A 25,109-nucleotide genomic window follows, 5' to 3' on the forward strand; every position below is an offset into this window, starting at 1 on the left:
TCAAGGATCTAAGCTCGGACGAGAACTTGGCGGAGTTCAAGAGTGCCTTTTGGAAGTATGACCTTCCCGTCGAGTACATCGATCCAACGGACGTTGGCCTCATTGAAGATGTCTTTGATCGTCTTAAAGCCGAACGCCTGCTGCGATAGGTGGGGCGGCAAGGACGGCGCGGTTTTGACACGTGACTCAAAGGTGAAGTGATGGACGAAAAGCAGATGCTGCTGATGGCGGCGAGACGTGAGCGCCACGGGATGAACAAGTCGCCGGAGCACCGCGCATGGGTTCACATGAAGCAGCGGTGCACGAATCCGAAGAAGCGCGAGTACCCGCACTACGGCGGCCGGGGGATAAAGGTCTGCGATGAGTGGATGCACTCGTTCTTGGCGTTCTTCAACCACATCGGCCCAAGACCGAGCGACCGGCATTCCTTGGACCGGATAGATGTCAACGGGAACTATGAGCCCGGCAATGTTCGGTGGGCCACGCAGCAGGAGCAGGTTGAGAACACGACGGTTGCGAGGCATATCACCATCAACGGCCGGACACAAACCCTGTCCGCATGGGCGCGTGAGATGGGGCTGACTGCTGGGCAGGTCTGCCAGCGTGAGCGTTCTGGATGGTCTATCGAGGAGGCAATCCTGACTCCAAGCGTGCCAGGGCAGAAGCGACACATGCGCGTCAAGCGAGACTACTCGGGAAGGTCGCGTGACTGGCATGGGCGATACCAGCCGGAAAGCGTCCGCGCAGCCGCAGCCATAGGGGAGCAGAGCAATGGGTGAGTGGCAACCAATCGAGACGGCGCCGAAGGATGGCCGGGAGATGTTCGTGGTGCGCGCATTCAATGTGCAATTTGGCGGCGTGTCCTACACCTCTGATCCGTGGTGTGTTTGGCGGCACCGTGATGGCAGGCTCGCCCGCTGGCCGCACGAGTTGTTCCAGCCCACCCACTGGATGCCTCTCCCGCCCCCACCTGGAGAAGCCAATGGCTGAGACCTCAACCATCGGGATCAACCCAATGCACAAGCGCCCGGAGTCGGGGCGACGGATCGTTGTTGCCCTCAAAGACGGTCGGCAGATCGAGTGCAGGACGTGCATGGTTGTTTCGGCGCGCGGGTCCGGCATCGTGATCTATCACAAGCGCAATGCGCTGGACGAAAGCAAGGCCGTCGGCTGGTGGCCGGTGCGAAGGGGCCCCCAATGAGTGACATCAAGCTGCCGGAGTTGCCGAAGCGGTTCGACGCCATATGCGCCCTCAACGAGTGCGGCGATATTGAGGAGGTGCAGGTCTACACCGCCGAGCAAATGCAGGAGTACGCCAAGCAGGCCGCAGAGATGGAGCGGGAGCGTTTTGGCGAGGAGGCCGCCAAGATGGCGGAGGTATGGGACTGGAGCTTGGCGCAATCGATCCGGGCAAGGAGCCGTTCATGACCGATGAGCAAATCAAGCGGATGGCTGAAGCGGCAGGGTTCCATGTTGCCGGTGGCCTGATTATGTCGCCGTACGTTTTCGGGCACGACCACACGAAGGAGCTCCGCCGCTTCGCAGAACTCGCCCGCCAGGATGAGTGCAAGCGACTCGCAGAAGCATGTGGATTGTCAGCCGACGACATGACACAGATCCGGCACACCCTTGATGAGGGCGGCGAACTCGTCTACCGACAAACGCTGGCCATCGAGGGGCTGATGCATGAGCTTGCAGCGCAGCTTCGCCGCGCAAGAGGTAGCGACAAGTGAGCGACTTCATCGTGTGCGAAGAGATCAACGGCCGCCTGTACGTGCCCGTTGAACACCAAACAATCTCCAGCCTCATCCAGAAGCTGGAGCAGCGAGACCAGCAAATCGCCCGTCTAGAGGCGTTCATGAAAAGACTCCTAGACAGAGAAGATCTCCGCTGGGCAGTCTCAGACGAGGTAGCGAGGGGTGTTCGTGATGCTCTCAAGAGGTAGTGATGAAGAAGTTCTTCGTTCTCGCGGCCCTGCTATCGGTCGGTGCGCAGGCCCAAACGCTGGGGGTGCACCTGGTGAGTCACCACAACCCGGCAGCCGAGTTCAACAACGTCAATCCTGGGCTGTACTACCGCAGCGCTGACGGCTGGACTGGAGGCATCTACCGGAACAGTGAAAGCCGGTGGACGATTTACGGCGGCTACACGCTGCAGGCCGACCTGAGCGGCTGGAAACCGGCTCTCACCATCGGCGGCATGTACGGCTACCGCGAGGGCGACTGCCGTAGCGTCAAGCCGATGGCATGGGCCGGGCAGTCTCAACCTGAGAAATGCCGCACCCGGGTGCTGCCGATGCTGCTCCCAAGCCTTGGGACGCCGGATGTCGCCGGCTGGCGGCTGCGGCTGGCCTACATGCCGCGCATCAAAGATCGAGGCGCCGAAGTCTTACACCTGATGGTTGAGAAGGACCTGTGATCATGAAGCGCATCGACTTTCGCTCCCGGATACCAGCCCACAAGGTCGAGCAGTATCCGAAGATGGCAGACCACACCGTAGCGGTGTGGCTTGAAGTCGCCACCTCAAGCCTTGAGCGCGAGCCGAGTACCTGTGCCGGCGTGGCCGACAGGATTTCCATACAAACAAAGCTTGCCCGTCGTGTTTTGTACAACATGGAACGCGACGGATATGTGCGCGTAACAGCCAGCGGCAACAAGCGCAAGACAGGTCCGAAAGCATTTTTCTGGGTGACGACCGGCTGCAAGGTTCCCCCAGGGTGCGACGGAGCAGTCAAGAGCCTGACTGACGCTGAGCTGTTCGGCTTTAAGCGGCGCGAACCAGAGTTCAGAGACTACGAGCCGATGCCAGCGACCAAAGCTGTGGTCTGCCGTCCAGGTCAAGAGGACTGGAAAGAGCGCCCAAGCAGGCAAGGTGACTGGCTGGTCTATCGGGACGGACGACGGGAGAAGGTGGCGTAATGGCGCGCTCGAAGTACACGGAAGAGATGGCGGCCTTGATCTGCGAAGAGATCGCCAGCGGGAAGTCGCTGCGCGAGATCTGCAAGCAGGATGGGATGCCTGACAAGGTGACTGTCCTTCGGTGGTTGGATGCACACGAGTCATTCCGCACCCAATACGCCCGCGCGCGCGAAGCCCAGGCCGAAACGATCTTCGAGGAAATCTTGGAGATCGCCGACGACGCTCGGAACGACTGGATGGAGCAGCACGCCGACGACGCCCAAACGGCCGGTTGGAAGTTCAACGGCGAGAACGTCCAAAGATCGCGGCTCAGGGTCGATGCCCGCAAGTGGTTCCTTGGGAAGGTTGCCCCAAAGAAGTACGGCGACAAGCTGGATGTGGAGCACAGCGGCAAGCTGACCCTGGGCGATCTGGTGGCCGGCTCCATGAAACAGGACGATGAGCAGCCAAGTAGCTGAGGCGGCCGGCTCGAAGCTCAGGGCCTGGCGAGAGAACCCGGCGCAATTCGCGCACGAGTGCTTCGGGTTCAACCCCGACCCGTGGCAGCTAGACGTACTCCAGGCATTCCCGCATAACCAGCGGTTGGCGATGAAGGCGTGCAAGGGGCCGGGCAAAACCGGCCTGCTGTCAATCCTGATCTGGAACTTCCTCGCCACCCGCCCGCATCCTAAAGTCGCGTGTACGTCCATCACTGCCGACAACCTGGCGGATGGCCTGTGGACCGAGCTTGCGAAGTGGCGCAACAACTCGCCGTTCGTCAAGCAGGCGTTCGAGTGGACGAAGACGCGCATCTTCGCCAGGGATCACCCGGAAACGTGGTGGGCTTCGGCTCGGACCTGGAGCAAGGGTGCCGATTCCAATCAGCAGGCGGACACGCTGGCGGGCCTGCACGCTGACTACCTGCTGTTCGTGCTGGATGAGGTGGGGGGGATTCCTGACGCCGTGATGGCGGCGGCTGAAGCTGGCCTATCTACCGGCATCGAGACCAAGATCGTGATGGCCGGCAACCCGACACACCTTGAGGGGCCGCTGTACCGGGCATCAACGAACGAGCGCCACCTGTGGCACCTCACGGAGATCACCGGAGACCCGGACGACCCGAAGCGTTCGCCGCGCATCTCTGTGCAGTGGGCGCGTGAACAGATCGAGAAGTACGGCCGGGATAACCCATGGGTGCTGGTCAACGTCTTCGGCCGCTTCCCGCCCTCCAGCCTGAATGCGCTTCTCGGCCCAGACGAGGTGAGCGAGGCCATGCGCCGGCACCTCAGGGAGGATCAATACAGCTTCGCGGCCAAGTTGCTCGGGGTTGACGTGGCTCGGTTCGGGGACGACAGGAACGTGGTGTTCCCGCGCCAGGGTATGGCGGCATTTCGCCCCAAGATCCTGCGCAACGTGAGGACGAACGAGCTCGCCGATGTGGTGGCGCTTGCCTCGCAAACCTGGGGCGCGCATGGCATCTTCGTTGACGGCACGGGCGGCTATGGGGCCGGTGTGGTGGATTCGCTGCTGCTCAAGGGGCATGCCCCTATCGAGGTGAGCTTTGCCGGCAAGGCTATGAATCCGCGCTACTTCAACAAGCGCGCGGAGATGTATTTCGAGGCGGCTGAGTGGGTGAAGCGCGGCGGGGCGCTCCCGAACATCCCGGAGTTGCAGCGCGAGCTGTGCGCCATCACCTACACGTTCCAAGGCGACAAGCTCAGGGTGGAGGAGAAAGAGCACATCAAGGAGCGGCTGGGCTACTCGCCTGACTTGGCTGATGGGTTTGTCCTGACCTTCGCCGCCCCCATTGCTCCACCACCGCCCGGGCCCCCGGGACTGGTCCGCACAAACCGTGCCGCGACCGAGTACGACCCCATCCACCGGCAGGAAGAGGCCAACGCGGCGACGGAATACAACCCGTTCGCGTAGGTTTTCCATAGGCTCGCCGCAAACCGCGGAGCCTGCATGCCCACTGTCTACGCCACGGAAGATGTTCGTGACCTCTGGTCCGATCTGTGGCCGCTCGTAAAGGAGCACTACCAGCGCGTGGCGCACTACGAAGACATCCCGCTCAATCCCTCGGTGGAGCAATACAACGCTCTGCAAGAGGTAGGGATGCTCCGGTGCTACACGGCGCGGGAAGACGGAGAGTTGATCGGCTATGCGGTGTTCTTCGTGAGGCCGCACATCCACTACGCCGGCAGCCTGATGGCCGCTCAGGACGTGCTGTTTCACAAGCGTGGCGCATTGGGCCTTCGCGGTTTGGTCAGGTATGCAGACCAGCAACTGCGCTCGGAGGGCGTTCAAGTCGTGTCGCACCACATCAAGGCGGCGCATGACTTCGGCGCCATCTTGGAGCGGCAGGGGTACGAGCTGATGGACCTGATCTACGTGAAGCGGCTGGACAAGGAGTAGGTGATGGGGTTCTCTGCTGCGGCGCTGCTTGTTGCTGGTGTGGCCGGTACGGCGGTTGCCATGTCTCAAAAGCCGAAGATGAACATCCCGAAGCAGACCGCTCCGGACACGATGTCCAACCAGGAGATCGATCAGGCCAGCAAGGTCGCACGTGACCGTCAAAAGCAGCAGGCCATGGCGGCGAGTGGGCGCAGCGACACGCTGCTGACAGGGCCACAAGGTGTGGCGGCCACGCCCACGACCGGCAAGACCCTCCTGGGGCAGTGATGGTCGCATCGATTCAATACCAGCCCGGAACGCCTCTGTCCAAGCGGCAGAACCTGGAGCTTCTTTGGTCGCAGCTCAAGAACGAGCGCTCTACGTGGGAATCGCATTGGCGCGACCTAGCCGACTACATCCTGCCGCGCCGCATCCGGCTGCACACGACTGATCGGAACAAGGGCGACAAACGCAACCAGCGAATCATCGACAGCACGGCCACGTTTGCAGCGCGTTCGCTTCGATCTGGCCTGATGGCTGGCGTCACCAGCCCTGCCAGGCCGTGGAAGCAACTCACCACGCCCGACCCGACCTTGGCAGAGTTTGGCCCGGTCAAGACGTGGCTGGCCGACGTGAACCGGCTGATGGACACGCTGTTTCTCAAGTCCAACCTGTACAACGCGCTTCCGATCCTTTACGGGGACTTGGGCGTGTTTGGCACTGGCGCAATGGCCGCTTTGGAGGATGACCGCGACACCATGCGGTTCTACACCTTCCCGATTGGCTCCTACGCGGTGAGTTCCAATGAGCGACAGGTGATCGATACCTTCGTTCGAGAGGTTCCGATGACCGTGCGGCAGATCGTGCAGAAGTTCGGCCGGGTCAAGGAGAAGTCCGGTTCGGCAGACTGGTCCAACATCTCCCAGACGGTGCGCAACCTGTGGGACAACCGAAACCTTGAGGCGGTCGTCGACGTGATGCACGCCGTCTACCCGAACCAGGATTTCGACGATTCGATGGTCGATCCGAAGTTCAAGCGGTTCTCCTCGTGCTACTACGAACTTGGCTCGACTGAGAACAGGTTCCTGCGCGAATCCGGCTTCGACCAGTTCCCCATCCTCTGCCCGCGCTGGGACGTAATGAGCGAGGACATCTACGGCACCTCCCCGGCAATGGACGTGCTGGGCGACGTCAAGGCGCTGCAGCTTCTTCAGAAGCGCAAGAGCCAGGCCGTTGAGAAGATGGTGAACCCGCCGATGACTGGGCCGTCAAGCCTGCGGAACCAGAAGGCCAGCCTATTGCCGGGCGACATCACCTACGTAGACGTGCGTGAAGGACAGCAGGGTTTCCGCCCGGTACACGAGGTGCGCATGTCCATCGCCGAAGTGCTGGAGGACATCCAGGAGCACCAGGAGCGGATTCGCCGGGCGTTCTTCGAAGACCTGTTCCTGATGCTCACGCTGTCGGATCGCCGGGACATCACGGCAACCGAGATCGCGGAGCGCAAGGAAGAGAAGCTGCTAATGCTCGGCCCCGTGCTGGAGCGCCTGAACGATGAACTGCTGGACCCCTTGGTGGATCGGGCCTTCAACGTCATGGCTGGGATTCCGGGGATGCTGCCTGAGGCGCCCGAGGAGCTACAGGGCGTGGATCTCCGTGTCGAGTATGTCTCGATCATGGCCCAGGCTCAGAAGCTGGTGAGCACGTCAGGCATCCAGCGAACGATGACCTTCGTCGCCGAGCTGGCCGCAGCCTCTCAGAACCAAAGCATTTGGGACAAGGTGGACGTGGACCAGGCCATCGACGAGTTCGGGGACGCGGTGTCCGCTCCGGTGCGAATCATTCGTTCTGATGAGGATGTGGCCGCGATCCGTGAGCAACGCCAGCAGCGTGAGCAGATGGCGCAGAACGTGGCGCTGATGGAGCAGGCTGCATCCGGCATGCAGAAGCTGTCGCAGGCAAACACGGACGGCGACAACGCGCTGACCAATCTTGCAAACGCCATGGCTGGCGGGGGTGTGTCCTGATGGGCAAGCAAAAGAACGCGGCCGACGAATCCCAGGTTGCCGAAGCCGCCGGGTCTGAGCGGCGCGGCAGGGATCGAGAGCTGAACGACCTGCGCACTGTTATGTCCACCCCTGAAGGCCGGCGCTTCATCTGGCGCTGGCTTGGGATGTGCGGTCTATTCGCTCCGTCGTTTGAGACGAACGCGCGCATCTACTTCAATGAGGGGCGGCGAGACATTGGGTTGCGCCTCGTGGCAGAGATCACCGAGGCTGACGAGGCCCTGTATCTGCAAATGCAGCTCGAATCCTTCGAGAACGCCAAGCGCGGCGACTGATCAACAGCGCCCAAACACAAGCGGCCCCATGCGGGCCGTTTTGTTTTCCCCATAGGTTTTCCACAGCATCGCCAGGCATCTAGATACCGGAAGGAATCCGATGCCTGAAGACACGCTGATCACCGCGGCAGACACAACCGAAGCGGTATCGGGTGCGCAGGCTGGATCGCAAGAAGGCGACGCAGCAGTCACGACTGAAGCGAAGCCCGAAGGCGAGAAGGCTGCGGCAACCGATGCCGCTGCGACCCAGGGCCAAGAGGGCCAGAAGCAAGACGACGCATCGAAGCAAGGCGACAAGCCCGCTGCTCCGGAGAAGTACGAGCTGAAGGCCCCCGAGGGTTTTGACGCCTCCCGACTTGAGCAGATCACCTCCTTCGCAAAGGAGCTTGGTTTGACCAACGAGGCGGCTCAGAAGCTCCTGGACCGTGAAGCCAAAAGCGACACGGATCGTCATGAGGCGGCGCAACAGCAATTGCAGCAGCTACGGACCCGCTGGGTCGACGACGTGAAGGCTGACAAGGAACTTGGTGGCGAGCACTTCGATGTGACCGTCAAGCAAGCCCAGAAGGCCATCACGAAGTACGGCACGGACGAGTTCAAGAAAGCGCTGAACGAAAGCGGATACGGCAACCACCCGGAAGTCGTCCGTGTGTTCGCGCGCATCGGAAAGGCGATGGCTGAAGACAAGTTCGAGACCAACGGCAGCGATGCCAGCGGGAAGAAGTCTGTTGAAGACCTCTTCTACAGCGAGTCCACGAGCAAGTCCTGAAGTCGTCAATCAGCTACTGCAATTAGGAGTCTCAAATGGCAACTCTCTCCAGCAACGTGCTGACTCTGGCCGATTGGGCCAAGCGGCTTGATCCGGACGGCAAGGTTCCGCAAATCGTGGAAATGCTGTCGCAAACGAACGAAGTCCTCACGGACATGCTGTTTATGGAAGGCAACCTGCCGACCGGCCACCGCACCACGGTGCGCACTGGTCTGCCGACTGTTGCGTGGCGACTGCTGAACAACGGCGTCCAACCGAGCAAGTCCACCACCGCCCAGATCGACGAGGCCTGCGGCATGTTGGAGGCTTACAGCGAAGTGGACAAGGACCTCGCTGAACTGAACGGCAACGTCTCGGCGTTCCGTCTGTCGGAGGGCCAGGCGTTCATCGAAGCCATGAACCAGGAAATGGCGTCCACGCTGTTCTACGGCGCGTCCACTGCTCCTGAGGAGTTCGTCGGTCTGGCGACTCGCTACTCGGATGTCGGCTCCGGCGCCCCCGCGAACTCGGTGAACATCATCGACGGCGGCGGTACTGGCTCCGACAACACCTCGATTTGGCTGATCGTGTGGGGCGGGCAGACGGTTCACGGCATCTTCCCGAAGGGCTCGAAGGCTGGCCTCCAGCATGAAGACCTCGGCCTGGTGACGGTGGAAACCGCCAACGGCATCGGTGGCGCTCGCATGCGTGCCTACCGCGACCACTGGCAGTGGAAGACCGGCGTGGCCCTGCGTGACTGGCGCTATGCGGTTCGCATCTGCAACGTCGACGTGTCGAACCTGACCGGTGAGTCGAGCGCTGCGAACTTGATCAAGCTCATGATCAAGGCCATCCACCGCATCCACAAGCTGGGCATGGGCCGCGCCGCGTTCTACATGAACCGCACCGTCGCTCAGATGCTGGACATCCAGCGCTTCAACGTCATGACCGGTGGCGGTGGTGGCTCGACGCTGAACGGCGGTTCGATTCAGTACAGCCAGATCGACGGCGTGTGGACCCCGAGCTTCCGCGGCATCCCGATCCGCACCTGCGACGCGCTTCTGGAAACCGAAGCCCGCGTGGTCTGAACCTGAAAGGAGAACTGACATGTTCATCGATTCCCTCCTGTTGTTCTCCGATGCCCAGGCGCTGACCGCGACCGCGGCGTCGACGAACGTAATCGACCTGTCCGTCGACCGTGACATTGGCGTGGGTGAGCCCATGTCGGTGGTTGCGGTGCTGGACGTGGCCGCAGACGGCACGACTGGTGATGAGACCTACTCGGTTGCTATCCAGACGGACGACGCAGACTCGTTCGGCTCGGCGACGACCCTGGGCACGTTCACCATCACCCGCGGCACGGCTGCGGGGACGCTGTTCGAGTTCCCTCTGCCTGACACCAATGAGCGGTATTTGCGCCTGAACTACACGCTCGGCGGCACGACCCCCACCGTAACGGTGACGGCGTTCCTGCAGCCGAAGTCGATGGTTCAGCAGTCGCGCTACTACGCGCGTGGCTACACCGTTTCCTGATCGGGGCTGACCTATGCAAGTCGTTGCGATTCGCATGGGCTACTACGGCAAGAGGCGCATCCGCGAGGGCGAGAAGTTCAGCGCTCCCGAGGATGCCGTGCCGTCCTGGGCTCAGCCAGTGAAGGTCTACGAGGCCGAGCAGGCAGCCAAGGAAGCGGCGAAGCCGAAGAAGCCACAGCGCGGACAGTCGTTGAAAGAGGCGGCCGAGGAAACCCGGCCTCTCCCAACCGGCGACCGCGAGGTCATCTGATTTTCGGGGCCATGACTTGGGGCGGGGTGATTCCCGCCCCTTTTTTCTAGGAGCCGCAAATGGCTGGCATTGATTACGACCACGGGATGCAGGTCACGGACCACGTGGACATTGAGGGGCGTGCAGCGGCTACGCTGGCCGTCTCCGCTGCCGCAGCTCAGACGAGCACGCTCGACGAAGGCGTGTATGACATTTGGTGCGACGTCGACGTCTATGTCAAGGTTGGCGCTACAGCCAATGATGTGACGACCGCGACCGGATACCTCATTCGCGCAGATAGCACTGTTGCAGTTCTGGTGCGTCGTGGCTCCCGCATTGGAGCCATCGCGGGAGGCGCTGGCACGCTCAGCTATCACGTGGTGCGGTAATGAGAGGGCGAGCGCGTCACGGCAGTTTCGGGGTTGCGCTGCCATCCAGCGGTGCGGCAATTGAGGACGGCAAGTTGTGGCAGAAGGCCCGAGAAGCGGCGCTGCGACCAGTTCTTGCGACCCTCAACGCCGACTGCCATACGGTGGACGTGTCTCTCGGCCGTGCGGCAGTGCAGGCGGCGTGTGATGCTGCCGCCAGTGCTGGTAAGCCGCTGAAGCTGCTGCCGGGGTCGACTGGGTATCTGGACATCGGCAGCACGCAGTGGAGCCCAAAGGCTGCAGCTTCGGCAGTTCCTCTGACGCTGTTCTCTGATGGGAATGTGGAAATTCGAGGCACCGGGAACATCCTGCTGTCGGTAAGCCTGAGTCTGTACAACCTTAAGTTCAAGAACCGCACGCCCAGTGGTTCGCCGCCGACTTGCCTAGTTCTGCCGACCGTGAGCGGTCAGAAAGACATCACGGTCTTTGGTTGCGACATCAACACGCCTGGGGCCGCTGGCATCTACTGTGGTGGTGCCAACACCCCCCCGAACACGATGGGGCGCTGGAACTACTTCGAGGACTGCCTGTATGCAGCGCTGACGTTCAACCTGCACAACTCGGAGTTCTCGGACAACCGTTCTGTCATGGCGATTGGCGGCGGCGGTCGGCACTTCTTCAGGAACGGCGGGTATCGGTTCAAGTACCTGCGCAACTACTGCGAAGGTGGCGTGACTGGTATTACGGGCATGTTCAATCACGCCGTGTCTGGTTATGTGGCCGTGCCGTCGATGCAAAGCTTCATCGACGATGTGATCGACGGGAACGTGATCAAGCTGTGCTCCGAGGAGTACATCGGGTACGACGTGCAAACCAACACGTCGGCGTATCACCCAGGCTTGACCATGACGACGGTCACGGGGGTGGAGGGTACAGGCGCCAATGCCCCGACGCTTCTCTGCACGTGGGATGGGGTGACAAGCATCAGCCGGTTCCAGCCAGCCCCGTACCGGTTCGCCTATGTGGTTGGGCCAGCGGGGCACCCACACCTCGGCAAGTACGCCCAGATCTGGAGTCTGGCGAACGTGTCTGGTGTGATCAAGATGGGCCTACGTGGCCTTGATATCGGGCTTCATGCTCTAAAGCCGAGCACTGGGAGTGCGGCTGGCAGGCGTGCCGGCGATCAGCGAATGGGTGAGCTGTCGCAGGAAGATTTGGCGACGATGACCGGCGCAATCGTGATGGTCACGGACCTGGCGATTTCCCCGCGGATCACAAACAACGTTCTGATCTCCAAGGGCTTCGCAAGCCGGAACACGACGGTGATCAGCCTATGGGGCAACACGGTCGGCTTCACGATCTCCGGGAACCGAAACATCGACCTCGGCACCGAGCCGGGGAACATCAGCTATCACGGGATTCGGATCACCACAGTGTCGGGGGTGAACGCCAAGCCCAAGGCGCCTGACACCAGCGACTGCAATTGGGGCAACACCCAGATTGCAGGGAAGGACCTGCTGCAGTTCCCGAACGCTCATGGCGAGGTGTTCAACAACGACCTTGGCGGCCTGAAGATGCGCTGCAACAACATCACGTATGCGGGAGCCGGGGACAACATCCTCGCGCAGTACCCGGTGAGGATATTCAACAACCTGAACGTTCAAGGCCCAGGCGAGATCGTCTCCCCTTGGATCGGGGCCGGTGGGGTTGTCCATGTGTCGGGCGCCAAGTGCTACGACGACAGCGCGGCCTACGTCTACGCGAACACATAGGTTTTCCACAGCATGGCGGCTACTTGAAGGGGTTCCGCTGTGGCAAGCGATGTCCAAATCTGTAACATGGCGCTGGGCCATATTGGCATTGCGCGCTCCATTGCCAACCGCACAAGCGAGCGCAGCGAAGAGGCCATCCAGTGCAACCGGTTCTACGAGCAGGCCAGGGATGAAGTCCTGACGGCATTCCCGTGGCCCTTTGCCACGGAGTACGCAGAACTGGGTCTGGTCGAGGAGACCCCGAACAACGATTGGACGTACGCCTACCGATACCCGTCCGATTGCGTGTTCGCGCGTCGCCTGGTCACCGTGGCCGGCCGGCGCGATGGTAATCCGCCACCGTTCAAGGTCGGGCAGGACTCCCAAGGAAAGCTGATCTACACCGACGAAGCCGACGCGGTTCTCGAATACACGGTTGCCGTGACGGACGAGGGGCGGTTCGATGCCCTGTTCTCGAAGGCGCTTTCGTTCCTGCTGGGGCACTACATCGCCATGCCGCTGTCGCGTGTGAGCGGGGAGCGCGAGCGGTGCTACCAGTATTTTCAGGAGGCGATCAGCCAATCGAAAGCCACTTCGCTCAACGAAGGCCAGCAGACCGAGCCGCTTGAGTCCGAGTTCGTGAGGGCACGCGAGTAATGGCGTCCATCGCTCAGCGCTCATTCGCTGCAGGAGAGATCGCGCCCGCGGTCTACGGCAGAGCCGATGTCAGCAAGTACCAGAATGGGCTTCGGACCTGTCGGAACTTCTACGTCATGCGCCACGGTGGCGTGACCAATCGCCCCGGAACGCGGTTCATCTGCGAGGTGAAGGATTCGACCAAGCGGGTGCGGCTGCTGAAGTTCGTTTTCAACTCGGAGCAGTCCTACGTCCTTGAGTTTGGCGAGGGCTACATCCGCTTTATCCAGAACGCGGCGCAGCTTGAAGTGTCCGGCGTTGCGAACTGGAGCAACGTGACCGCGTACACGGTTGCGGACCTAGTGACCCAGGGCGGCGTTTTCTACTACTGCATTCAGGCGCATACCAACCAGGTGCCGCCCAACGCCACCTACTGGTATCCGCTGACGGGCACCATCTACGAGATTCCCTCCCCGTACCAGGAGGAGGACTTAGAGGGGTTGCAGTTCGTCCAGTCGGCGGACGTGATGACGATCGTTCACCCGAACCACTCACCGCGCGATCTGCGGCGGCAGGGGGCGTTAGAGTGGACGCTTGTTGCAAAGACGTTCGTTCCTGGCATTGATGCGCCAGTCAACCTCAACGCAACCACCGGGGCCGGGTCGGTCAACGTCTCCTACAAGGTGACTGCAGTTGCGGAGGAGACCTACGAAGAGAGTTTGCCGTCTGGTGAGTTGGTTGTTCTTGGGGGCGACTACCCTATCCAGCTCGATTGGGATGCCGTTTCTGGCGCGGTCGAATACAACATCTACCGCGACAATGACGACGGCGTGTTTGGATTCATCGGTATCTCACCGACGAATGCATTCACGGACGACAACATCGCCCGGGACACCAGCCAGACGCCCCCCGTAGCCAGGAACCCATTCAGCGGAACTGGAAATTACCCGTCCGCCGTCAACTACTACCAGCAGCGCCTGACCTTCGGCAACTCCGACAACCGACCGGAAACGGTGTGGATGTCCAAGAGCGGGGCATACAATAACTTCTCGATTTCGAGCCCGCTGCAAGAGGACGACTCGGTTACGTTCACGCTCGCCGGCAGGCAGGTGAACGAGATTCGCCACATCCTCGACATTGGAAGCATGGTCATCCTCACCAGCGGCGGGGAGTGGGTTGTTCGTGGCGACGGTGATGGGGTTGTCTCTCCCATCGCCATCAACGCCCGGCAGCAGGGCTACAGCGGGTCTGCAGAGGTTGCTCCGGTCCTGATCGGGAACAGCGCTCTGTTTGTGCAGGCTCGTGGGTCCATCGTGCGTGATCTTCGCTTCGAGCTGGAAAGCGACGCCTACGTCGGGAAGGACCTCACCGTTTTCTCGGCGCACATGTTCGACGGCTACCAGATCACCCGCTGGGACTTTCAGCAGGTTCCCCATTCCATCGTGTGGGCGGTTCGAGACGACGGAACTCTGCTCGGTTTGACTTACATGCGCGATCAGGACGTATGGGGCTGGCACCGGCACGACACGGATGGAGCCTTCGAGGATGTCGTTTGCATCCCGGAATCGAATGACGACGCCGTGTATACCGTGGTCAACCGGACCATTGGCGGCGTGACGCAGCGCTATATCGAACGATTCGCTGACCGTCGAATTGTTGACCTGCCTACTGATGCGTGGTTCGTCGATTCTGGCTTGAGCTATGACGGGCTGAACGCGGGGGCTACGACCATCACGCTATCGGGTGGGACGGATTGGGTATACACCGAGACCTTGACGGCGACCGCTAGTGCAACCCTATTTGCCCCCACCGACGTGGGCAACGAGATTGTTTTCGACCTGGGCGGGGAAAACCTGCGCTGCGAGATCACGGCGTACAGCACGAATCAGATCGTCTCTGTCCGCCCGAACAGGACGGTTCCTGTTGCCTTTCGTGGCGCGGCTACCGCAGATTGGGCTATGGCCGTCGACACGGTTGCCGGGCTTGATCATCTCGAAGGCAAGTCGGTTGGCATCCTGGCTGACGGGTACGTGGTGGCAAACGGGGTTGACGCACCGCTGTTCACTGTTGCCTCCGGGTCAGTCACGCTCCCCCGGCCATACGCTCAGATCATTGTTGGGCTACCCATCGAGTCGGATTTCGAGACGCTAGACCTTGATCCGCTCGGCGACTCGCTCCTAAGGGACAAGAGGAAGCTGATTCGCTCGGTCACTCTGGTAGTCGAATCGTCGCGCGGCATCTTCGCCGGGCCAGATGAAGACAACCTGCGCGAGTACAAGCAGCGCACGGATGACGAGGGTTACGACTCTCCAACTGAGCCGGTGACGGGGAACATCGAAATCAACATGAGCGGCACATGGAACGACAACGGCCGGGTATTCGTGCGCCAGCGTGACCCTTTGCCACTGACGATCCTTTCCGCAATCCCGGAAGGGCAGATCGGGGGCTGACATGGCATTCACGGCAGGAATGATGATGGTTGCTGGCGGGGCGATGAACGCAACATCGCAATACCAGGCCGGCAAGGCGCAAAGCCAGATCGCCGGATACAACGCGCGCGTCGCCGAGTCGCAGGCCGTCGATGCACTGGAGCGTGGCGAGCTTGAGGAATCGAGGCAACGCAGTTCTACCCGACAACTCATCGGCTCTCAGCGTGCCCGCCTCGCGGCGCAAGGGATTGAGATCGATTCCGGGTCGGCCTTGGACGTTCAGGAGGACACAGCCGCCCTTGGTGAGATGGACGCGCTGATGATCCGCAACAACGCCGCCCGTGAGGCCTGGGGCTACCGGACACAAGCGGTTGACGCCAGGAACCAGGGTGCCATCGCTAGATCCCAGGGCACCAGCCAAGCCATCGGGACGATTCTCGGCACTGCGGGGAACGTCTACCGCGGCGGCTATTTCAAGGGGTAATCGATGCCGCGTGTACCAACCTACGGCCAGCCCCAAGTTCAACAGCGTGCCATTCCGGGCGTTAGGCTCAATGCCGCGCCTTCCGGGAGGAACGGCATTGGCGAAGGGCTGCAGCAGCTTGGCGCTGATGTTGGAGCAGTCGCCAATGCCGAGCGTCAGGAGCGAGAACGCAAGGCCGCAGAACTTGCCGCGAAGGAGCGTCGCCGGGCTGATCAGGTGGCAGTGCTTTCTGCTGAACGCGAGTTGTCGGACTTCCAGCTCCAGCAGGAAACGCAGATCGGCAACACCAAGGGCAAGGACGCGGCTGGTCTACCTGACACTGTGGTTCCTGGGCTCGATTCCAAGATCCAGGAAATCGAGAGCCGCCTGTCAAACGATGATCAGAAATTCGCCTTTGCGAACATGGCAGCGAACCGGCGCGAGTCCCTGAATCGCTACCTGACCCGACATGTCGGCGAGCAGATCAGGAACTATGACAAGCAGGAGACGGACGCCTTCATCGCCAACGCAAGGGACGAGGCTGGCATCCACTACAAAGATCCCCAGAGGATCAAGGATGCCGTTATCCGCCAGCGTGGCGCGATCACCGACTTCGCCCGCGCACATGGGATGGGTGACGAGTTCATCCAGCAGGCTGTTTCGGATGCAGTCAGTAAGACCCACAAGACCGTGCTGGATCGCTACTTCGCCAACGGCGAGAGCGACGCTGCTGAAAAGTATTTCAAGACCAGCCGCGGAGAGATGCAGGCTGACGAGGCTACGAGGGTAGAACTGACGCTCGAAGGCCTACGAGTCGCCAAGGCACAAAAGGCGGAAGCTGAAGCAAGGCGGGCGGCAGCAGAGGCTGAGCGACGCATGCGCAACGCTCAAGCCCAGTTCGAGGCGGCGAACTCGATCATCTCCCAGGGAAAAACCCTGTCGCCTCAGTACGTTCAGCAGGTGGCAAACCAGGTTGCCGGAACCCCTTTCGCGGCAGCGTTCCAAGAGACGTTGCGGCAAGGCCCGGAGAACGCGGCTTTCGGTTCGCAACCAATCGCCGCTCAGGACGAGATCATCAACCGTCTCAAGGCGCAGTCGAACGCTCAGGGGACCGACCCGGCGCGAGAAAAGCAGATCAAGCAACTAGAGCAGATCCGCGACGCGGCAAAGCGCGACTATGAGGATGATCCGATGTCCGCCGCGGTGGAGCGTGGTGTTCTCCCGGATCTGGCGCAAGTGAACGTCGCAAGCCCTCAGGCGCTGGCCGGGACGATACAGGGGCGCGTCATGCAGGCGCAGTTGGTCCAGCAGCAGACCGGCAAGCCCGTATCTCCGTTGCTCAGGCAAGAGGCCGAGGCGCTTTCGCAGCAACTCTCTACGCTCCCGGTGAAGCAGAAGACGGAGGCCGTTGCTTTGCTGTCTCGCTCCATGCCCGGGCCGATGGCCGTTGCTCTTGCGCAGCAGATCGACGCCAAGGACAAATCGCTCGCCTTGGCTTTGACGATGGGCACTGCACAGACTTCTCAAGGGCGATTCACGTCCGAGTTGATCCTGTCCGGCGCCCAAGCCATCAAGGACAAGGCCGTGAAGGTGGAGCAGGGCGCAGAAGCTGGGTGGAAGGCGCAGATCGCCAAGGAGATCGGCGAGGCGTACACGAACCAGAAGGTGCGAGATAACGCCATCGAGGCGTCCTACTTCATCACGGCCGGGCTTGCAGCCGAGGGTGAAGTCGACCCGCGCCGAGCGGTGCGCCTTGCAACCGGTGGGATTGCCGAGTTCAACGGCTCGAAGATCCCTCTTCCGTACGGCGTGACTCAAGATCAGTTCGAGGACTCAGTACGTGCGGTGACTCCTGCGAACGTGATGAACGCGCAGGAGAAGGTCTACGTGAACGGCCAGGTGGTGACTATGGACGCTTTCATCAAGGCGATTCCGGATTCGCAACTTATCGACGCCGGGCAGGGCCGGTATGCAGTTCGGGCCGGTGGCGGTGTTGTCACGAACGACCAGGGGCGCGCTGTCGTGATCAAGATCGGGGCGCCGAATGCTCAATGAGATCGACCAGGAGGGGACCGACTTCGCTCTGCAGCAGGTTGCGAACTCTCCCCGTCGCGCCCCTCCGCCCGCCAAGTTCAGCGTGTGGGGGACGGCTTCCGCCGTTCCGCGTGGCGCCGCCGCCGCGACCAACGAATCCCTAGCCTTCGGCGCGGATGTCGTCGGTGCGCTGGGCACGTTCAACCTTGGGACCAATGTCCCCGAGGGCGCTTCGGTGCTGGCCGATGCCGCTGGTGGATTCGGCGCTCCCGAGGATGTCCGCCGCCAGGCTCAGCGCGAAATCCTTTCCGGCGAGGCTGCCAGTTCGGCAGTAGGCGACACGCTCCGGGACTATGGCCGCTGGTATCGCCCAGACCCGGTGACGGCAAGCACAGCGGAGAAAATGGTTTTCGACTTCTCCCGCTTCGCAACCAAGGCGGTCGGATATTCAGTCCTTGGCGGCCCGATGGCCGGCGCTGCGATGACTGGTGCGGACGAGGGCATCGCCGCATCGGACGAACTGCGCAGGGAGGGGGTCGACGCTGCTACCCGGGTGGCCGTGGGCGCCGTGACCGCCGCTACTGCAGCGGCCGGTGTTGCGCTTCCTGTGGCAGGCAAGACGGTAGCGGGGACGGTCGGCCTCACTGCGCTAGGCGGACCAATCTCGTTCGTCGGCCAGCAAGCCGCAACCAAGACCATTCTGAACAACGCCGGCTATGAAGATCTGGCGATGCAGTACGACCCGCTAGACCCGGTTGGGCTGTTTGTCTCGACGCTGGTCCCGGCTGGCTTCGGTGCGTTTGCGCTCCGCGGGGCCGCGCGCCGAGCGCGAGCAGCTCAGCCTGTTGCGGAGGCCGCTCCGATAGCCCCGGACGCCGCCCCCCAGCAAACCCAGGTTTCGCAGGCTGTATCGGAAGCCTTCCCCCGCGAGGCAGTGGATGCCGCTCGTGTCCGGCTCGCAATGGAGGAGCAGCAGTCCAAGAGTTTGGTAGACCCCACTGATACCCGCGGTGTTGCTGAAGAAGCCCGGGCGCTGGACAAGGCATCGGAGCAGCTGGCCCGCGGTGAGCGCGTGAATGTGACAGATGTCGCGCCAAAGTTTGACGTGCCCGTCACGGAATCTCCTGCCTTCCGTAACTGGTTCAGCGAATCCAAGGTTGTCGATGATGTCGGGCAGCCCTTGGTCGTCTATCACGGCACGAGGAAAGATATCCAGCAGTTCAGCCGGGAGGGCGAGTCGGTCTTTGACTACGGAGGAGCCCCAGACAGTGGGGGCATCTTCTTCACCAGCAGGCCAGCAGATGCCGAGTACTACGCCGGTCGGCAGTCTGGTGCAAATATTGTCCCCGCCTACCTGAGCATCGAGAACCCGAAACGCATCCCGGTGATGCGCTCACTGGAGGACCAGGCGAAGGCTTTGGAGCAGGCAAAGGCCGATGGGTACGACGGCGCCATCATCGGCGATGACGAATTCGTCGTCTTCAGTCCGGAGCAAATCAAGTCAGCCATCGGCAACTCCGGCCGATTCGACCCGACCTCCGGCAGCCTGACCGATCCACTGGCGGAGTTCGCCGGCCAGATCATGCGCGCCGTCGATGCAGTCAGGGAGGAGGCCAAGAGCGCTGGCCTTCTTCGTCAACCGCGCCCCGAACCGGTCAAGACGACGGAGCCAGAGGGCGACGCGGCAGTCACGGCGTCCACGAAGCCGGGTGAGACGACGGAAGCCGCGCCGAGCGGGACCGAAGCCGCGTCACCAGAAGCGGCAGCAGCTGAAACCAGCATGGCTGGTGCGCGCCTAGCAGAGATACAGCGCGACTTCCCTGACCTCGAAGTCATGATGGACGGGATGGAGAAGCCGATGCGGCTATCCCACTTCCTCCAGCAGGTGAAGGCCCAGGCCGACGAGGAACTAGCCGAAGCGCCTCTGTACGAGGTGGCAGTGCAGTGCGCCCTTACAAACGGGACGTGAGCCAGACAAAGAGGCCCAGCCCGCCGCCGACCACGACAAAGCCAATCATGATCTTCGCCCACTGCCACCAGCCGTATAAGGCCCCGCGCCAGTCTCCGGAGCCGCCCCAAACCATGAGCGGGATGATGAGTGACAGGCCGAAGATGATCCCGGCCGTTTTGAGAAAGGTCAGCACCCATGCATCCTAAGTGCCGGGCCGCCGTCAATCAAGCGGCTGGGAAAACCCTTACCGACGCGCAGATCCAAAAAATCGACGACCGGATGTCGGAGACGATGCGGCGGCTTGCGCGTGAAGATCCGAAGGCGTGGATGGCGACGCCCCCGGATCAGCGCATGGTCCAGGCCGCGCTGAAGGTGCAGGGGGACATTCAGGCCGAGGCGGCTAGGAAGGTCGATAACGCCCAGCGCCAAGCCTTGAAGACGGCAGAACTGGAAACCAGGCTGCAGAGCTACACCAAGCGCCAGGGCGGGAATCGTGCGAAGGCGCTGACGGAGGACATGAACCTCACGAACTCCTACATCGACGGCATCAAGCGCGACGCCTCGCGGCAGTTGATGGACCTAATCGAGGCGGCCAAGTCCATGCAAGACACGTCGCTCGGCCGGAAGGGGTTGATGGCCCTGTTCGACGCTCAGAACCCGAAGATGTCGCAGGACCTGGCGATGGAGGTATTCGCCCAAGGCAAAGGAGCAACTGGCAACAAGCTCGCGCAGGACGGTGCGAAGGCCTGGCTCGAAGTCATCGAAGGTCTGCGCCAGCGGTTCAATTCTGCCGGTGGTGATGTCCGCCAACTGGATTACGGCTATCTCCCTCAGGCGCACGACCAAGGACGCGTTAGGGCAACCGGGCAAGAGGCATGGGCCGGGCGGGTTCTGCCGCTGTTGGACCGCTCTCGATACCTGCGCGAGGACGGTTCCAGGATGACCGACGCGGAGGTATTGGATTTCCTCCGGGCATCGTGGGAGACCATTGCAACTGACGGGATGAACAAGACCGCGCCCGGTCAGTTCAAGGGTGTGGGGGCCAGGGCTAATGCCGGCAGCCAGTCTCGCGAAATCCACTTCAAGAACGGAGCGTCCTATCTGGAGTACCAGAAGCAATTCGGCATGGGGTCCATGTATGACGCCATGATCGGCCACATCGGCGGGATGTCGCGGAACATCGGACTTGTGGAGAGGTACGGGCCGAACCCAGAGAGCCAGATGCGGCTGCAGTTCGATCTAGCCGAGCGGGCTGACGGTGAGAAGAAGCGTGTATTCGGCAATCGGCCTGAGGCCTACTGGCGCGTGCTCAATGGGGCGTCTGGCATGGCCGAGTCAGCCAGGATTGCACAAGTCGCGCAGGACGTTCGGAACATCGAGGTGTTTGGCAAGCTGCAAGGCGCGGTCCTTTCCAGCCTGACCGATCTCCCTACGTACTTCGTCACCGCGGGATACAACAAGCTGGGCTATTGGGAATCGCTCAAGAGCATTGGCAAGGCGATGACCCCCGACACGCGCGAGTTCCTGAACATGCACGGCATGATTGCCGAGTCCATGATTTCGGACCTCAATCGCTGGTCTGGAGAGAACATCCGGCAAAACTGGTCTGGCCGTGTGGCGAACAGCACCATGAAGCTGTCGCTCATGAACGCTTGGACGGACACGCTTCGCAGGGCGTTCAGCCTGACCATGATGAATGGGGTGGCGAAGCTGTCTCGTGTTGAGTGGGGCAGGCTGTCCGAATACGACCGCTGGCGCATGGAGAACAAGGGGCTGACTGAGCAGGACTGGAACGTCATCCGCGCAGCACAGCTCGACAGGCACCGCGGCGCCGACATGCTGACCCCTGACGCGATCTACGCAACTGGAGATGCGCGAGCCGGGGAGATCGTTGCCAAGTACATCGGGCTTATTACGGACGAGTCAGAAGTCGCCATCCTGAACCCGGATCTCGCAACGCGCGCGATCACCTCTGGCGGGGCCGCATCGAAGGGCACGGTGATGGGCGAAACGGCTCGCGCTGTCGCTCAGTTCAAGAGCTTCCCGATTGCAATGATCTCGCGCCACTGGCGCCGCATGCTGGAAACGCCTCAGGGTTTGGAGGGTGCGCCAGTTCTTGCCAATCGTGCGGCGTACAGCGTCACGATGATGGTGACCCTGACAGCCCTTGGTGCGATGGCGTTCCAGACGAAGCAGATCGTCAGCGGCAAGGACCCCGTGGACATGACGCAATCGTCTTTCTGGGCGCGCGCTCTCGCTCAAGGTGGCGGGCTGGGCTTCTTCGGCGACTTGATCCTTGAGGACACTACCGATGCCATGAGTCGGACAGACCCGCTGTTTCGCTTGCTTGGGCCGTCGTTCGGAAGTCTTGCAGAGGTGTACTCGCTGACTAAGGGCAACATCGACGAAATGGTTGCCGGCGAAGACACGAACGCTGGCGCCGAGGCGATCCGATTCGCGCGCGGACACCTTCCTCTGATCAACCTCTGGTATGCGAAGCAGGCTGTTAACGGCATGGGGCTTCACGCGCTTCAGGAGGCTGCGAGCCCCGGCTATCTGGCGCGGATCAAGAACAAAGCCCGCAAGGATTGGGGCCAAGAGTACTGGTGGCAGCCTGGCGACTCTCTCCCTGACAGAGCCCCTGACTTCGGGGCTGCGCTGGGCGACTGAAAAACAGGTTTTCCACAGACTCCCGAGGCAGCCTTTAGGAGGTTGCCTTGACCGTTTCCAGCACCAACGACCGCAACGACTACATTGGTACGGGGGCGGTTGACACCTATTCCTATACCTTCCGGATCTTCTCCGCGACCGACCTCCGGGTCACGATCCGCGACACGGAGGGGACGGAGTCCACCCTTGCCTATCCAGACGACTACAGCGTCACAGGAGTAGGGGACGCAGGGGGCGGCAGCATCACTCTGGCTGCAGGCGATCTGACTGACGACTACAGCCTGAGCATTCGCCGGGTTCTTCCGCTCCTCCAGTCGACCGACATCCGGAACCAGGGCGCCTTCTTCCCTGAGATCCACGAGGACCAGTTCGATCGGTCGATCATGATCGACCAACAACAGCAGGACGAGATTGATCGTTCGCTGAAGGCCCCTGAGACCGATCCGGGTGAGTTGTCACTGCCCGGTGCTTCGGATCGGGCAAACAAGTTCCTGGCCTTCGATGATGAAGGGGCACCGTTCGCGGCCGACACCGTGGGCACTGGCGTGCCTGTCAGCGCCTTCGCCCTAACCCTCCTCGACGACACCACCGCAGCAGAAGCTAGGACGACGCTGGGCATTCCCGCGCAACTCGACAGAAAAGCCGCGCGGGTCATCCACAACGGCTGGGCCTACGACTACTCCACTGGCACCACCATCGTCTACGACGGCTCGACTGGCGACGGCCTGCATCGTCACTTCGGCCAGATCGCCGAGGGGCTGGACGGGCGGTTGCACCTTGTTTATGGGCGCAACAGTGTCCACGGGCTGACTGCCGGCGCTACGTCCGTACACCGCTACTCGGACGACGGTGGCGCGACGTGGAGCGCGGAGGGTGTCGTTATCCCGTCCGATGCGGGCGCCGACCAGCGCAGCCTGTCCATGTGCGTTACGCCAACCGGGCGGGTCGTCGTGATCTACGCCAAGGCGCTCGCCCCCTCTGCGGCCCCGACCGTTTTCCGCATGCGGTACTCCGACGACAACGGGGCAACGTGGACGCAAGGCGCAGATATTGTCTCGATCAACTACGCCTATGCACGTACATACGGGCGCATCAAGCTCATCCCCGGCGACAGCACCTGCACATATCGACTCGCGTTCACCCCGTACTACCAAAACTCGGCGACCCCCACCTACAAGGTGCCCGTGTGGTTGTCTGAGGACGATGGCCTAACGTGGGCAGAAGGACCGCAGATTGTGGATAGCGCAGCCGGGTACAACGAAACCGAGTTGGTTGCTGTCAACGCCAAAACATGGTTTGCAGTGTCTCGCAGCGGCAGCGGACTCTACCTATGGAAATCTACGGACGGCGGCGGCGCCTGGACGGGTGTCGGCGTGGTGCAACTGACGAGCACTGACCAGTATGTTGCCCCGACGCTCGACAAGTTCTGTTATCGCGGGCGCTGGTATCTCCTGCTGATGTATTGCAATCGCAACGATGACACCATGGTTGCACGCGTGATCGCGGTGTCGGATGCGCTTTCGTCAGCCGCCATGTTCAGCGGAGCGATGGTTACGGCTTCGGACATGGTGAACGCATCGGGATATCAATGCCCCATCGTTAAGCCAGACGGGACCGTATACATCGACGGCGGCACCGCCTTCATCGAGTTCAAGGAGTACGTCGGGTTCCCCTACACACAGGTTCGCTTTGTTCGCGCAAACATCTTCGAGTTGTGCGAATCAGCTGCTCGCAGCGTAACGGTCAGCAGCGGGGCTATCACTGTCTCGGCCTCGGACTTCGAGATGCGTCTTTCGCTCGACACTGAGGGTGCGGCCTCGACAGACGACCTAGACACAATAGACAGTGGGTTCGAGGGGCAGGTGTTGGTGCTCAGTAGTGGCACCTCGTCCCGCGATGTGATCCTGAAAAACGGCACAGGGAACCTCGACCTCGTTAGCGAGTTCCGTCTTAACACGACATCAAGCCGAATCGTGTTGCGCCGCGTGAATTCTCGCTGGCTGGAAGTCACTCGGTCCAACGACCACACCGATTCGTCCATCGTCATCGCATCCGACGCGATCACGGTCCCGTCATCGCGGGAGGTTCGGTATTTCATAGTCGATACAGAGGCGGCGGCGGCAACCGACAGCCTCATCACCATCAATGGTGGGTTTGACGGACAAGTAATCGTCCTCATGAGTGCCACCTCATCGCGCGACCCGACGATCGCGGAAGGCGGAAATATCAGTCTCGACGCTGCCGGCAGCTTCACGCTGTCGAACGTGGCCGACACGATCACCCTGCTTAAGCGTGGCTCGACTTGGTACGAGATTGCCCGCTCGGACAACGCCTGAGGCTGACATGAGCGACATCGATCCTCAAGAGTTCGGCCGCCTCACGGCCAAGGAGCAGTAATGGCAACCGAGCAAATCGAGGCGGCCATTGCCGCGGCTGGCAGTGGTGCGACGAAGGCGGGGGCGGGGACAACTGTGGTGGCGTGGTACTTCTCGAACGAGTTCCTTGGCGTCATGGGTCTGCTGATCGCGCTGGCGGGGATGGTCGTGAACGCGTACTACAAGCGCAAGGCGGACAGGCGCCACGAGGCCGAGCACCAAGAGCGCATGCGGCAGATGCGGGGCGAGGATGAGTAGGGCCCAGCTTGCCGCCAAGATAGGGGCGGCTG

Annotated in this window: 28 protein-coding genes; 27 read left to right on the forward strand and 1 reads right to left on the reverse strand. The window is 61.6% G+C overall.

Annotated features, from left to right (window positions below; genetic code table 11):
* Positions 1–200 precede the first annotated feature (200 nt).
* The 24 genes from M8A51_RS23450 to M8A51_RS23565 all read left to right on the forward strand — a co-directional run bounded on the left by M8A51_RS23450 (position 201) and on the right by M8A51_RS23565 (position 19,792).
* Positions 201–779 (forward strand): hypothetical protein, encoded by a 579-nt coding sequence (locus tag M8A51_RS23450; RefSeq protein ID WP_251780979.1) that lies wholly within the window; start codon positions 201–203, stop codon positions 777–779.
* 203 nt (positions 780–982) lie between these two features.
* Complete coding sequence (locus M8A51_RS23455) at positions 983–1,201, forward strand: hypothetical protein (RefSeq protein ID WP_251780980.1); 219 nt, start codon at positions 983–985, stop codon at positions 1,199–1,201.
* Positions 1,198–1,428, forward strand: coding sequence for a hypothetical protein (locus M8A51_RS23460; RefSeq protein ID WP_251780981.1), 231 nt, complete (start codon positions 1,198–1,200; stop codon positions 1,426–1,428). The genes M8A51_RS23455 and M8A51_RS23460 overlap by 4 nt, the downstream gene beginning before the upstream one ends.
* Complete coding sequence (locus tag M8A51_RS23465) at positions 1,425–1,733, forward strand: hypothetical protein (RefSeq protein ID WP_251780982.1); 309 nt, start codon at positions 1,425–1,427, stop codon at positions 1,731–1,733. Before M8A51_RS23460 ends, M8A51_RS23465 begins: the two co-directional genes overlap by 4 nt.
* Positions 1,730–1,945 carry a hypothetical protein gene (locus M8A51_RS23470; protein ID WP_251780983.1) on the forward strand — a complete coding sequence of 72 codons (216 nt, stop codon included), beginning with the start codon at positions 1,730–1,732 and terminating at the stop codon, positions 1,943–1,945. Before M8A51_RS23465 ends, M8A51_RS23470 begins: the two co-directional genes overlap by 4 nt.
* A gap of 2 nt (positions 1,946–1,947) precedes the next feature.
* Complete coding sequence (locus tag M8A51_RS23475) at positions 1,948–2,418, forward strand: hypothetical protein (RefSeq protein ID WP_251780984.1); 471 nt, start codon at positions 1,948–1,950, stop codon at positions 2,416–2,418.
* 2 nt (positions 2,419–2,420) lie between these two features.
* On the forward strand, positions 2,421–2,918 hold the full coding sequence (locus tag M8A51_RS23480) for a hypothetical protein (protein WP_251780985.1): 498 nt from the start codon (positions 2,421–2,423) through the stop codon (positions 2,916–2,918).
* A complete protein-coding gene (locus M8A51_RS23485) occupies positions 2,918–3,376 on the forward strand; it encodes a terminase small subunit-like protein (RefSeq protein ID WP_251780986.1) in 459 nt (152 codons plus the stop codon). Before M8A51_RS23480 ends, M8A51_RS23485 begins: the two co-directional genes overlap by 1 nt.
* On the forward strand, positions 3,357–4,826 hold the full coding sequence (locus M8A51_RS23490) for a hypothetical protein (protein ID WP_251780988.1): 1,470 nt from the start codon (positions 3,357–3,359) through the stop codon (positions 4,824–4,826). The genes M8A51_RS23485 and M8A51_RS23490 overlap by 20 nt, the downstream gene beginning before the upstream one ends.
* Before the next feature lie 36 nt (positions 4,827–4,862).
* Entirely contained in the window at positions 4,863–5,312 is a 450-nt protein-coding gene (locus M8A51_RS23495; RefSeq protein WP_251780989.1) for a hypothetical protein, read from the forward strand.
* A 3-nt stretch (positions 5,313–5,315) separates the two neighbouring features.
* Positions 5,316–5,579 carry a hypothetical protein gene (locus M8A51_RS23500; protein ID WP_251780990.1) on the forward strand — a complete coding sequence of 88 codons (264 nt, stop codon included), beginning with the start codon at positions 5,316–5,318 and terminating at the stop codon, positions 5,577–5,579.
* Complete coding sequence (locus M8A51_RS23505; RefSeq protein ID WP_251780991.1) at positions 5,579–7,318, forward strand: portal protein; 1,740 nt, start codon at positions 5,579–5,581, stop codon at positions 7,316–7,318. Before M8A51_RS23500 ends, M8A51_RS23505 begins: the two co-directional genes overlap by 1 nt.
* Positions 7,318–7,632: a Bbp19 family protein gene (locus tag M8A51_RS23510; RefSeq protein WP_251780992.1), complete on the forward strand. Its 315-nt coding sequence runs from the start codon at positions 7,318–7,320 to the stop codon at positions 7,630–7,632. The genes M8A51_RS23505 and M8A51_RS23510 overlap by 1 nt, the downstream gene beginning before the upstream one ends.
* A gap of 100 nt (positions 7,633–7,732) precedes the next feature.
* Entirely contained in the window at positions 7,733–8,401 is a 669-nt protein-coding gene (locus tag M8A51_RS23515) for a hypothetical protein (protein WP_251780993.1), read from the forward strand.
* 35 nt (positions 8,402–8,436) lie between these two features.
* The gene (locus M8A51_RS23520; protein ID WP_251780995.1) at positions 8,437–9,468 is read left to right on the forward strand and encodes a major capsid protein; all 1,032 of its coding nucleotides are present in this window, start codon (positions 8,437–8,439) and stop codon (positions 9,466–9,468) included.
* A 19-nt stretch (positions 9,469–9,487) separates the two neighbouring features.
* Positions 9,488–9,913, forward strand: coding sequence for a Bbp16 family capsid cement protein (locus tag M8A51_RS23525; protein ID WP_251780996.1), 426 nt, complete (start codon positions 9,488–9,490; stop codon positions 9,911–9,913).
* A gap of 34 nt (positions 9,914–9,947) precedes the next feature.
* Complete coding sequence (locus M8A51_RS23530; protein ID WP_251780997.1) at positions 9,948–10,163, forward strand: hypothetical protein; 216 nt, start codon at positions 9,948–9,950, stop codon at positions 10,161–10,163.
* A 59-nt stretch (positions 10,164–10,222) separates the two neighbouring features.
* On the forward strand, positions 10,223–10,531 hold the full coding sequence (locus M8A51_RS23535) for a hypothetical protein (protein WP_251780998.1): 309 nt from the start codon (positions 10,223–10,225) through the stop codon (positions 10,529–10,531).
* Between the two features lie 74 nt (positions 10,532–10,605).
* Positions 10,606–12,282: a hypothetical protein gene (locus tag M8A51_RS23540; protein WP_251781000.1), complete on the forward strand. Its 1,677-nt coding sequence runs from the start codon at positions 10,606–10,608 to the stop codon at positions 12,280–12,282.
* A 66-nt stretch (positions 12,283–12,348) separates the two neighbouring features.
* Positions 12,349–12,918 (forward strand): hypothetical protein, encoded by a 570-nt coding sequence (locus M8A51_RS23545; RefSeq protein ID WP_251781001.1) that lies wholly within the window; start codon positions 12,349–12,351, stop codon positions 12,916–12,918.
* Positions 12,918–15,347 carry a hypothetical protein gene (locus M8A51_RS23550; RefSeq protein WP_251781003.1) on the forward strand — a complete coding sequence of 810 codons (2,430 nt, stop codon included), beginning with the start codon at positions 12,918–12,920 and terminating at the stop codon, positions 15,345–15,347. The genes M8A51_RS23545 and M8A51_RS23550 overlap by 1 nt, the downstream gene beginning before the upstream one ends.
* 1 nt (position 15,348) lies before the next feature.
* Positions 15,349–15,810 carry a hypothetical protein gene (locus M8A51_RS23555; protein ID WP_251781005.1) on the forward strand — a complete coding sequence of 154 codons (462 nt, stop codon included), beginning with the start codon at positions 15,349–15,351 and terminating at the stop codon, positions 15,808–15,810.
* Between the two features lie 3 nt (positions 15,811–15,813).
* Positions 15,814–17,844 (forward strand): hypothetical protein, encoded by a 2,031-nt coding sequence (locus tag M8A51_RS23560; RefSeq protein WP_251781006.1) that lies wholly within the window; start codon positions 15,814–15,816, stop codon positions 17,842–17,844.
* Positions 17,834–19,792, forward strand: coding sequence for an ADP-ribosyltransferase-containing protein (locus M8A51_RS23565; RefSeq protein ID WP_251781007.1), 1,959 nt, complete (start codon positions 17,834–17,836; stop codon positions 19,790–19,792). Before M8A51_RS23560 ends, M8A51_RS23565 begins: the two co-directional genes overlap by 11 nt.
* On the opposite strand, the gene M8A51_RS23570 is transcribed toward M8A51_RS23565, so the two are convergent.
* Positions 19,776–19,967: a hypothetical protein gene (locus tag M8A51_RS23570; RefSeq protein WP_251781008.1), complete on the reverse strand. Its 192-nt coding sequence runs from the start codon at positions 19,965–19,967 to the stop codon at positions 19,776–19,778. The two genes, M8A51_RS23565 and M8A51_RS23570, sit on opposite strands and share 17 nt — an antisense overlap.
* Before the next feature lie 2 nt (positions 19,968–19,969).
* Here M8A51_RS23570 and M8A51_RS23575 point away from each other — a divergent pair, with 2 nt between their 5' ends.
* The 3 genes from M8A51_RS23575 to M8A51_RS23585 are packed head-to-tail and all read left to right on the forward strand — an operon-like array spanning position 19,970 to position 25,077.
* Positions 19,970–22,444: a hypothetical protein gene (locus M8A51_RS23575; protein ID WP_251781009.1), complete on the forward strand. Its 2,475-nt coding sequence runs from the start codon at positions 19,970–19,972 to the stop codon at positions 22,442–22,444.
* A 47-nt stretch (positions 22,445–22,491) separates the two neighbouring features.
* Positions 22,492–24,780, forward strand: a complete 2,289-nt coding sequence (locus tag M8A51_RS23580) for an exo-alpha-sialidase (RefSeq protein ID WP_251781010.1) — start codon at positions 22,492–22,494, stop codon at positions 24,778–24,780.
* A gap of 60 nt (positions 24,781–24,840) precedes the next feature.
* Complete coding sequence (locus M8A51_RS23585) at positions 24,841–25,077, forward strand: holin (protein ID WP_251781011.1); 237 nt, start codon at positions 24,841–24,843, stop codon at positions 25,075–25,077.
* The last annotated feature ends 32 nt before the right edge of the window (positions 25,078–25,109 follow it).

Source organism: Caldimonas mangrovi, assembly GCF_023721835.1.
Taxonomy (GTDB): domain Bacteria; phylum Pseudomonadota; class Gammaproteobacteria; order Burkholderiales; family Burkholderiaceae_C; genus Caldimonas; species Caldimonas mangrovi.